Annotated in this window: 5 protein-coding genes; 4 read left to right on the plus strand and 1 reads right to left on the minus strand. The window is 71.0% G+C overall.

Features of this window, described 5'->3' with window-relative positions; genetic code table 11:
• Window positions 1-62: 62 nt before the first annotated feature.
• Window positions 63-1,235: an acyl-CoA dehydrogenase family protein gene (locus tag ACWGI6_RS10560; RefSeq protein ID WP_453267122.1), complete on the minus strand. Its 1,173-nt coding sequence runs from the start codon at window positions 1,233-1,235 to the stop codon at window positions 63-65.
• Window positions 1,236-1,572: 337 nt separating this feature from the next.
• Between ACWGI6_RS10560 and ACWGI6_RS10565 the strand changes: the two genes are divergently transcribed.
• The 4 genes from ACWGI6_RS10565 to ACWGI6_RS10580 all read left to right on the plus strand — a co-directional run bounded on the left by ACWGI6_RS10565 (window position 1,573) and on the right by ACWGI6_RS10580 (window position 6,952).
• Window positions 1,573-2,856, plus strand: a complete 1,284-nt coding sequence (locus ACWGI6_RS10565; RefSeq protein WP_453267123.1) for a glycoside hydrolase family 18 protein — start codon at window positions 1,573-1,575, stop codon at window positions 2,854-2,856.
• A 246-nt stretch (window positions 2,857-3,102) separates the two neighbouring features.
• Window positions 3,103-4,425, plus strand: coding sequence for a GAF domain-containing protein (locus ACWGI6_RS10570; RefSeq protein ID WP_453267124.1), 1,323 nt, complete (start codon window positions 3,103-3,105; stop codon window positions 4,423-4,425).
• Window positions 4,426-4,492: 67 nt separating this feature from the next.
• Window positions 4,493-6,016: an aldehyde dehydrogenase gene (gene adh, locus ACWGI6_RS10575; RefSeq protein WP_453267125.1), complete on the plus strand. Its 1,524-nt coding sequence runs from the start codon at window positions 4,493-4,495 to the stop codon at window positions 6,014-6,016.
• 357 nt (window positions 6,017-6,373) lie between these two features.
• A complete protein-coding gene (locus tag ACWGI6_RS10580; protein ID WP_453267126.1) occupies window positions 6,374-6,952 on the plus strand; it encodes a hypothetical protein in 579 nt (192 codons plus the stop codon).
• Window positions 6,953-7,703 lie beyond the last annotated feature (751 nt).

Here is a 7,703-nt window from a genome sequence, read left to right on the forward strand (position 1 = left end):
GGGCTTGGTGGGGGGGGGGGTGGGGGGCGCCCGGGGCCCCCCGCGCCCCCCCCCACCGCCGCTCAGCGCGTTTCGGGGCCCGCGAGATGGCGGGCGATGACCATCCGCTGGATCTGGTTGGTGCCCTCGACGATCTGCAGGACCTTGGCCTCGCGCATATAGCGCTCGGCCGGGAAGTCGAGGGTGTAGCCGTAGCCGCCGAGGAGCTGGACGGCGTCGGTGGTCACCCGCATCGCGGCGTCCGTGCAGAACAGCTTGGCCATCGCCGCCTCCTTGGAGAACGGCAGACCGGCGTCGCGCAGCCGGGCGGCGGTGAGGTAGAGGGCGCGGCCGGCCTCGATCTGGGTGGCCATGTCGGCGAGCATGAAGCGCAGGCCCTGGAAGTCGACGATCGGGCGGCCGAACTGCTGTCGCTCGGCGGTGTAGGCGAGCGCCTCGTCCAGCGCCGCCTGGGCGACACCGATCGCGCAGGACGCGATGCCCAGGCGCCCGGAGTCCAGGGCGGACAGGGCGATGGCGAAGCCCTGTCCCTCGTCCCCGAGACGGCGGGAGTCGGGGACACGGACGGCGTCGAAGTGCAGCTGGGCCGTCGGGGAGCCCTTCATGCCCATCTTGCGCTCGGGCGCCGCGGCACTGAGGCCCTCGGCGTCGCCGGGGACCAGGAAGGCGGTGATGCCATGGGCGCCGCTGCCGCCGGTGCGGGCCAGCACGGTGTAGAAGTCGGCCACGCCGCCGTGGGTGGTCCAGGCCTTGGTGCCCTCCAGCCGCCAGGTGTCGCCCTCCCGGGTCGCCCGGGTGGTCAGGGAGGCGGCATCGGAGCCCGAGGAGGGCTCGGAGAGGCAGTACGCACCGACGAGTCCGCCGCCGAGCATGTCCGGCAGGTGTTCGGCGCGCTGCTCCTTGGTGCCGTATCCGGCGAGCGCATGACAGGCGAGGGTGTGCACGCTGACGCCGAGGCCGACGGTGAGCCGGGCGGCGGCGAGTTCCTCCAGAACCTGGAGGTAGACCTCGTAGGGCTGGCCGCCGCCACCGAATTCCTCGTCATAGGGCAGCGACAGCAGTCCGGATTCCGACAGCAGGGTGAAGGTCTCGCGCGGGAAGTGGCCGGCGTCCTCCTCCTCGGCGGCCGTTGGCCTGATCTCGCGCTCGGCAAGCTCACGTACGAGGGTCAACAGGTCGCGGGCTTCCTCCGTGGGCAGCCTGCGGTCCACCGGCCGGGGGCCGTACTCGTTCATGGCGGCGCTCTCCTCCTTGTCGGGCGCTGCGGCGACACGCGCGGGGTGGGCGGCGGCGCCGGTTTCGTCGTGCCAGGCCGATGATCGCGTTCCGGGTTGCGGAAGGCGATGACCTGCGGCGGTGGCGCTAGGAGTATGCCCGATCGGCGGCCTCGCGTCACGGGTTGATCATCACGGGCTGTGGGAATCCGGCCCCGTACCGACCGGTCAGGAAATTGGTCCGAACCATTGACTCACTGGTCTAGTCCTTCTAGCTTCTCCTCCAACGTTCAACGCGTTCATGCCAATTCGGAACGCAGGTCAGGCTCCACCCCTCGCCCCCCTCCGAGGAGACGACATGCTCAGACCGCACCGGATGCGATCACCGCGCAGAGTGATCGCCGCCGCCACCGCGCTGTGTACGGCGGCGCTGGCCGGCACCCTGCTCGCCGGACCGGCCTCCGCCGACCCGGCCGGCGCCCCCGCCGCGCAGCACTCGTCCGCGGCCGCCGCAACGCCGGCGAAGCCCGCCGCAGCGGGCAACAAGGTCGTCGGATACTTCACCAACTGGGGTGTCTACGACCGCAATTACCACGTCAAGAACATCGAGACGTCGGGCTCGGCCGCCAAGCTGACCCACATCAACTACGCCTTCGGCAACGTGCAGGGCGGCAAGTGCGCCATCGGTGACTCCTACGCCGACTACGACAAGGCCTACACCGCCGACCAGAGCGTCGACGGCACGGCGGACACCTGGGACAACGGCGCGCTGCGCGGCAACTTCAACCAGCTGCGCAAGCTCAAGAAGCTGCACCCGGGCCTCAAGGTGATCTGGTCGTTCGGCGGCTGGACCTGGTCGGGCGGCTTCGGCGAGGCCGCCAAGAACCCCGACGCCTTCGCCCAGTCCTGCCTCGACCTGGTCGAGGACAAGCGCTGGGCGGATGTCTTCGACGGCATCGACATCGACTGGGAGTACCCCAACGCCTGCGGCCTGACCTGCGACACCAGCGGCAAGGACGCCTTCACCAAGGTGATGAAGGCGCTGCGGTCGAAGTTCGGCCAGAACAATCTGGTGACCGCGGCGATCACCGCGGACGCCTCGGCCGGCGGCAAGATCGACGCAGCCGACTATGCGGGCGCGGCGCAGTACGTCAACTGGTACAACCCGATGACGTACGACTACTTCGGCGCCTGGGACGCCAAGGGCCCGACGGCACCGCACTCGCCGCTCACGTCGTACAGCGGCATCCCGAAGGCCGGCTTCAACAGCACCGACACCATCGCCAAGCTCAAGGGCCTCGGCGTCCCGGCGGGCAAACTGCTGCTGGGTATCGGCTTCTACGGCCGCGGCTGGTCGGGCGTCACCCAGGACGCGCCGGGCGGTACCGCGACCGGCGCGGCGCCGGGCAAGTACGAGGCCGGCATCGACGACTACAAGGTGCTCAAGGACCGCTGCCCGGCCACCGGCAAGGTGGGCGGCACCGCCTACGCGAAGTGCGGCGACCAGTGGTGGAGCTATGACACCCCGGAGACCATCGGCACGAAGATGGCCTTCAAGGACGCACAGGGCCTGGGCGGCACGTTCTTCTGGGAGCTGAGCGGTGACACCACCAACGGTGAGCTGATCAAGGCGATCAGGTAGACCTGGCCGGCGCGGAGCCGGGACGGGCGGGAGGCGGTGACCTCCCGCCCGTTTGTCGTGCGGCGGTGGGCCATCCGGCGGCGTCGCCCGGCAGCGCCAGGACAGCCCTCTCCGGTTGCGGCTGCGCGCAGGGTGACCACCGAGACGCCCGTGGGTGACCGGGCGTGCCCGTGGGGTTTACGCCCCCGCCCGGTACGAGCACCATCGGCCGTACGGGGAGCAGGAGCCGCATCGGAGAGGTGACACGTGGTCAACCCTTGGCTGGCGATGGAGACCGGAACCGATCCGGTGGAGCGCATCCGCACGGTGCGCAGGGCCCATACGGCCTTCCTCACCGACGGGACGGTTGCGCCACCGGTCCGCCAGGTGGTCGCCGACTCCTGGCGCCGCTCCGCCGACGCCCACGCCGCGGCGGACGGCGCCGCCCCCATCGATCTGGACGAGGCCACGCTGGGCGCGTACCGGAACGGGCATCCACTGGCCCGCGCGATGCCCGTCTTCCGGGAGCTGCTGGGCAGCTTCGCGCAGGACGGCGCGCATCTGCTGGCCGTCTGCGATCCCCAGGGGCGGCTGCTGTGGGTCGAGGGACACCGTGGGGTGCGGCGCAGTGCCGAGCGGATGAACTTCGTGGTCGGCGCCCGCTGGGACGAGCGGCACGCCGGCACCAATGCCCCGGGCACCGCGCTCGCCGCCGATCACGCCGTACAGATCTTCGCCGCCGAGCACTACAACCGGCAGGTGCAGCGCTGGACCTGCGCCGCCGCGCCGCTGCACGATCCGCGGACCGGACGGCTGCTGGGCGCGGTCGACATCACCGGCGGCGACCATCTGGCGAGCCCGCACAGCCTGGCTCTCGTACAGGCCACCGCACGCGCCGCGGAGGCCCATCTTGCCGCGGACGTACCGGAGTTGGGCGTCTGTCTCTCGGCGCTCGGCCGGGACGAGGCGCTGCTGGTGGTGGACGGGGAGCGGCTGCGGCTCGGCCGCCGGCACAGCGAGATCATGCTGCTGCTGGCCCGGCACCCCGATGGGCTGACGGGCGAACAGCTCTCGGTGCTGCTGTACGGCGAGCGCGAGATGCGCCCGGTGACGCTGCGGGCCGAGCTGTCCCGGCTGCGCCACCTCGTGGGCACGCTGCTGCATTCGCGTCCGTACCGGCTGAGCCGGCCCGTCGAGACCGATCTGTGCGCGGTCGAGGAGGCGTTGGGGGCCGGCGAGCTGCGGGCCGCGGTGGGCGCCTACCGCGGCCCACTGCTGCCGCTGTCGGAGGCGCCCGGCGTGCATCGGCTGCGCGGCGCGCTGGAGGACCGGCTACGGCGTGCGCTGCTCGGCGCACGCGATCCCGGCCTGCTGCGTGAGTGGTCGCACACCCCCTGGGGCGAGGACGACCTGGAGATCTGGGAAGCCCTGGTGGACGCCCTCCCGGAGCGCTCCCCGGCCCGCAGCGCGCCGATGGCCACCGCGGACCGACTGCGCGCGGCGTACGGCCTGACCGGCGCTTCCCCCCGTGCCGTGCACGCGCCGGCCGCCGCGCACGTCGCAACGTTCACGCAACCTCCGCCGCCCTAACCTGCGCACAACGCCCGTCACACGGGAGTGGCGGGCACCGCGCCGAGAGCGATTGGGAGGCCGCACCATGGCCCGTTACGCCAGCCCGGGTTCCGCCGATGCCGTCATGAGCTATCTGCCCCGCTACGACCACTGGATCGGCGGGGAGTTCGTGGCGCCCGCACTGGGCCGGTACTTCGAGAACCCGACCCCGGTCAACGGGCAGCCGTTCACCGAGGTCGCGCGGGGCACCGCCGAGGACGTCGAGCGGGCCCTGGACGCGGCGCACGCGGCCGCGCCCGGCTGGGCCCGTACGACCGCCGCCGAACGCGCCGCCGTCCTCAACAAGATCGCCGACCGGATGGAACAGAACCTGGAGGCGCTGGCGGTCGCGGAGAGCTGGGAGAACGGCAAGCCCGTAAGGGAGACCCTGGCGGCGGACATCCCGCTCGCCATCGACCACTTCCGCTACTTCGCGGGCGCCATCCGCGCCCAGGAGGGCTCCCTGTCGGAGATCGACGAGGACACCGTCGCGTACCACTTCCACGAGCCGCTCGGGGTGGTCGCCCAGATCATCCCCTGGAACTTCCCCATCCTGATGGCGACCTGGAAGCTCGCCCCGGCGCTGGCCGCGGGCAACGCCGTGGTCCTCAAGCCGGCCGAACAGACCCCCGCTTCGGTGCACTTCTGGATGGGCCTGGTCGCGGATCTGCTGCCGCCCGGCGTGGTCAACATCGTCAACGGGTTCGGCGCCGAGGCCGGCAAGCCGCTGGCGTCCAGCCCCCGGATCGCCAAGGTCGCCTTCACCGGTGAGACCACCACCGGCCGTCTGATCATGCAGTACGCGTCCGAGCACCTGCGGCCGGTGACGCTCGAACTGGGCGGCAAGAGCCCCAACATCTTCTTCGACGACGTCTCGTCCGCGGCGGACGACTTCCACGACAAGGCGCTGGAAGGCTTCACCATGTTCGCCCTCAACCAGGGCGAGGTGTGCACCTGTCCGTCCCGGGCACTGCTCCAGCGCGGCCACTACCAGGACTTCCTGCAGGCCGGAGTGGCACGTACGGAGAAGATCGTCCAAGGGCACCCCCTGGACACCGACACCATGATCGGTGCGCAGGCCTCCAACGACCAGCTGGAGAAGATCCTCTCCTATCTGGACATCGGCCAGAAGGAGGGCGCCCGCGTCCTGACCGGCGGCTCCCGGGCCGAGCTCGGCGGCGAGCTGGAGGGCGGCTACTACGTCCGGCCGACGATCTTCGAGGGCAACAACGAGATGCGGGTCTTCCAGGAGGAGATCTTCGGCCCTGTGCTGGCCGTGGCACCGTTCTCCGACTTCGAGGACGCCATCGATATCGCCAACGACACGCTCTACGGTCTGGGCGCGGGCGTCTGGACCAGGGACGGCTCAACCGCCTACCGCGCCGGCCGTGGCATCCAGGCCGGTCGGGTGTGGACCAACTGCTACCACGCCTATCCCGCGCATGCGGCGTTCGGCGGCTACAAGCAGTCCGGGATCGGCAGGGAGAACCACAAGATGATGCTGGATCACTACCAGCAGACGAAGAACCTGCTGGTGTCGTACTCGGCGAAGAAGCTCGGCTTCTTCTAGACACCGAAAGAGGGCGCCTGACCAGGCAAGATGCCTGGCAGGCGCCCTTGTCAGGATGTGCCTGGGCCACGAGACGAAATTCGGCCTTACTCCCGATTCCTCCCACCCCTGCCCCACGTCTGACCAGCTGTTCCGGGGCATTTCCGGGCCAGGTCCGGCCTCAGGCGCCCGCTGGCGCATCCTCGCACTCGTCCCACCGCTGCATGGAGTCCTCGATCAGGCGGTCCGCATGATGGCGTGCTTCGGCGAGGAACTTGGCGTAGTAGCGGAAAAGAACCTGGATGCTCTGGCCAGCTCTACGCGCGCACTCGGCCGGGTCGACCCCGGAGGCCAGCCACCGCCGACCGGCTCGCCGCAATGGTCGACACGGGCCGGCTGCCGGGCGAACTGCACGAGATGGCCGTCTACTACCTGGCCAAGGCCCAGCGCGACCTCGGGCGCTCCGCCGACTCCCGGCAAGGGATGCAGCTGGTGGCTGCGGGTGACGGCCGGCTCGCACCCGCCGCCCGGCGTGGCCTGGCACACCTCGCCCGGTTCGCCGGCGACTTCCCCACCGCACTGGCCGCAGCCCGCACCCTCGGCTGGGCAGGCCGCCACCACCGCATCGAAGGCGACGTGTGGTGGCCCCACGGCGACATGGACCGTGCAGCGGCCGCGTACGAGGCAGGCCGGGCCGAAGCAGAAGAGCACGGTGTCGCCGGCGAGCGGGCCACCTCCCAGGCGCAGCTGGCCTTCGTTCACGCCTTCACCGACCAGGCCCGAGCCGACGACGAACTCGAGTTCGCCGAGCAGCTGTTGTCCGGGCTCGACCCGCGCGCCTCCACTCTCACCACCCAGATCGCCGCCCTCGTACACGCGACGCCGGCACCGCCGATGTCGAGGACCGCGCGAACGTCCTGCGCACCGAGATCAGCGTCGCCGGGCTGGCCACCGTGAAGGCCGCCCTGGAGCTGGCTCTGTGCTTCCACTACGCCCTCACCGACACCCGCGAGGCCCTGGAGGCGACGATCGCCCGGCTGCGCGAGCTCACCCGGCACGGCGACTACGCCTAATACGCTGACATCGCCCACTTCATGTCCGGTCTCCCTCTCCATGCCCCCTCATCCGCACGATGGCTCGACGACCAGCAGGCCACCCGTGACCGGTGGCGCGCCCTCGTCACCACTCGGCGGACACAGCTTCGCGCTACCCCCTGAGCCAACTTCGGGAGGCTGGGCTGCGAGAGTGGCAGGGGCTGCACTCATGCGACTGCGGCATGCATATGGCGTCGTGTGGGCGTCGGGGAAGCCGACGCTGGCGATCAGCGTTTGCGGTGAGCTGCGCGAGGCCCGCGCTAGGGGTGCGCTCCTGCAACCGCTCGGCCACCGAGGACGAGGAGGCCGTCCTCATCCTCCGCGACCGCGCAGAAGTGCACTCGACCATCTACGGCAGCCGCTGCGACCGTGCTGCGGTGAGAGCTGAGAACGTTGGCTGCACACGGCGGTGCCGCAGTACCGCGACGAGCTCATCGCCATCGCTGGGCTGGCATGCCCGCTGATGCCCGCCCAGCAGCCGCGCCAGCTCCATCGGCTGGCCCCTGCGGCCGCACCGCCCGCGCTCGTCCAGGACCGCGACGCCGCCGGCGCCCGGCTGCGGCTAGCTAGGTCCCGACCGCACAGGACGACGACCGGCCCGGTCGTCTCGGCCG

Source organism: Streptomyces sp. NPDC054786, from assembly GCF_053611685.1.